Here is a 2,946-nt window from a genome sequence, read left to right as displayed (position 1 = left end):
GTATACTCGAAGATATCGGCGATAATGCGCATCGAGAATTCCGGCGGATAGATATAGGTGTTGCGCACCATGAACTCCTTGAGGATATCGTTCTGGATAGTTCCGGCCATCTCTTCAAGTTTGGCACCCTGCTCCAGACCTGCGTTGATATAGAAGGCGAGCACAGGAAGCACAGCACCGTTCATGGTCATTGACACAGACATCTTGTTAAGAGGAATACCGTCGAAGAGCACTTTCATGTCGTCGAGCGAGCAGATTGACACACCAGCCTTACCGACGTCACCCACAACGCGGGGATGGTCAGCGTCATATCCACGGTGTGTGGCGAGGTCGAATGCTACAGAAAGACCTTTCTGTCCCGACGCAAGGTTGCGGCGATAGAAAGCATTTGACTCAGCTGCGGTAGAGAAGCCTGCATACTGACGGATAGTCCAGGGGCGCAGGGGATACATAGCGCTGTACGGACCACGCAGGAACGGGGGGATACCCGACATATAGTTGAGGTGTTCCAGTCCCTCAAGGTCCTGCTTTGTATAGACGTTCTTTACGGAAATAAGTTCCGGGGTAATCCAGTCCTCTCCGTGTGCCACGGCAACATGATTGGTGCCGAATGCGTCTTTGGCAATATCTATGGTTTTGAAATCTGGTTTCATTTTTGTTGGCGTGTTGGATTATTTGAGCAGACGGGAGTTGAAATCGCGGAGAGTATCAAGAACATTGCAACGCACGTGGATGAAGTCGTTGATACCTGCGGCCTTGAGGTCGTCCATGCATGCGGGAGCACCGGCAACAACAAGAATAGCACGACCGGCAAGAGCCTCCTTGGCCTTGGGAGCGAAGTCGGCATATTCGTCATCGCTCGAGCAAAGCACAACTACGTCGGCGCCCTTCTCAATTGCAGCCTCAACACCCATCTCTACTGTATCGAAGCCAAGATTGTCGATAATCTCGTAGCCTGCGCAGCCGAAGAAATTGGTAGAGAACTGAGCACGGGCAAGTCGCATAGCAAGGTTGCCGATAGTAAGCATGAATACTTTCGGACGCTCAGCGGCTGCCTCAGTAGCCAGACGCAGTGTCTCGAAGTCGCTTGCTGCACGGCTCATATTAAGGCCACCCTTGTCGTCGCAATGGTCGTGGTCGCCATGATGACATCCGCAAGCAGCCCCGGTGGTTTCAATTTTGCCGGCGGCAGTCTCATTGATATTAGGATACTGGTTGGTGCCAAGCAGTATTTCTTTACGACGGGCAACATCAGTGTGACGTTTTGCGTTGCTCTCATTAACCGCAGCCTGTACAGTGCCATCATTGATGCATGCAAGGAATCCACCCTTCTCTTCTACATCGAGGAACTGTTTCCATGCCTGCTGAGCGATAGACAGAGTAAGAGTCTCCACATAATAGCTACCTCCGGCAGGGTCGATTACCTTATCGAGATGGCTCTCTTCCTTCAGCAGGTGCTGCTGATTGCGGGCAATGCGTTCAGAGAATGCATCAGGCTTCTTGTAAGGAGCGTCAAAAGGTGTGGTAGTAATCGAGTCGACACCGGCAAGAGCCGCAGACATTGACTCGGTCTGCGAACGGAGGAGATTTACATGGGCATCATATATAGTCTGGTTAAAGCGCGATGTGATCGCGTGCACGAGCATCTTGGCGCTCTGCTTTGAGTCGGGCTTGTACTGCTCAACAATCTGAGCCCACAACATACGGGCAGCGCGGAACTTGGCGATTTCCATAAAATAATTGGAACTTACGCCCATATTGAATTTGATGCGCTTTGCCACGATGTCGGCCTTTACACCTGCATCAGTGAGCATAGTCATCCACTCGGCACCCCATGACAGAGCATATCCGAGCTCCTGATAGATATATGCACCGGCGTTACACAGCATAAAGCTGTCGACAGCGAAAATCTGAAGGTTGTCGACAGGCTTTACAGTCTCCAGCAGTTCGAGGGCAATAGCCTTGATATCGCCGGGGAACTCTGTTCCGTGTTTCAACGCACGACGCATCGGGTTGAAATCGATAGAGCCGTTGAATACGGTCAATTCGCCACTGCGGCGGAGATATTCCACGAGAACGCCGGCCAGCTCTACAGCATGGCGAGGGCATGTCTGGAAATTGATTTCAACGCTTTTGAGGTCAATACCGGCAAGAAGTCGGCCTACTTCTTCAGGAGTAGTCAGAGAAACATTGAATCCAAGAGAGTTAACGCCCTTTCCGAGCACATCGAGCGCAGCGGCATTAGCACCCTCGATTGTGTCTTCAAGTATCTCCTGACGCACTTTCCAGTCGTTATCTGTACGTGTGCCGCGAAGATAAGGATATTCACCAGGAAGCGAATCCGTGGTCTTAAAATCGGCAATGTTCTCGGCACGGTAAACGGGCTCTACATTGAAGCCTTCGTTGGTGCGCCAAACAAGTTTCTTATTGAAGTCGGCACCCTTAAGGTCGGCCTCCACTTTGGCTCTCCACTGGTCGTAGGAGCACTCAGGAAACATGTCGAACAACTTTTCTTTATTGTCTGCCATGGTTGAGGTTAATATTTAAAATTTAGATTAAAATGTCATGTCGGCAACATATGGCATACGCGGCTACCTATGATACATGCAATCCACGCACACATATATGTCATATAAGGCAAAGTTACTAACTCCCGTCAATTCTCCCAACAAATCACGGAAAAATTTCCATAATTATACATTCATTAAGCCATCTTTTAAGAATAAATGTTGCCGACAAGGTCGTGTACATTATGGCAATCTATGACATGCAATAAAGAAACGCACTTCATGTATGCAACTGAGAAACAGAGCACAAAAAGCGCCACAGACCACCAAGTCTGCGACGCTTTTATAATCAATTGATATCATTTGCCAAATTTATCCTTGATAAATTCCTCGGCCTTTTCTTTTACGGTCTCTATGACCTCCTTGCCCTTTTCACTAA

The 2,946-nt window shown here is 49.3% G+C and carries 2 protein-coding genes; both read right to left on the bottom strand.

Annotated features, from left to right (window positions below; genetic code table 11):
- Positions 1-653 (bottom strand): methylmalonyl-CoA mutase family protein (locus K2I50_RS00545; protein WP_301024306.1); only part of this gene is annotated, 653 nt, incomplete at its 3' end.
- An 18-nt stretch (positions 654-671) separates the two neighbouring features.
- Positions 672-2,528 carry a methylmalonyl-CoA mutase small subunit gene (mutA, locus tag K2I50_RS00540; RefSeq protein ID WP_301024305.1) on the bottom strand — a complete coding sequence of 619 codons (1,857 nt, stop codon included), beginning with the start codon at positions 2,526-2,528 and terminating at the stop codon, positions 672-674.
- Between the last annotated feature and the right edge of the window lie 418 nt (positions 2,529-2,946).

It is taken from the genome of Muribaculum sp., assembly GCF_029051885.1.
Taxonomy (GTDB): Bacteria; Bacteroidota; Bacteroidia; order Bacteroidales; family Muribaculaceae; genus Muribaculum.
The sequence above is the reverse complement of the archived record's forward strand: the minus strand, read 5'-3'. Positions and strand labels throughout refer to the sequence as shown.

What these genes read in the sequence shown, in the direction of transcription:
- mutA (WP_301024305.1), bottom strand. Translation starts at nt 2,528, where the DNA reads ATGGCAGACAATAAAGAAAAGTTGTTCGACATGTTTCCTGAGTGCTCC.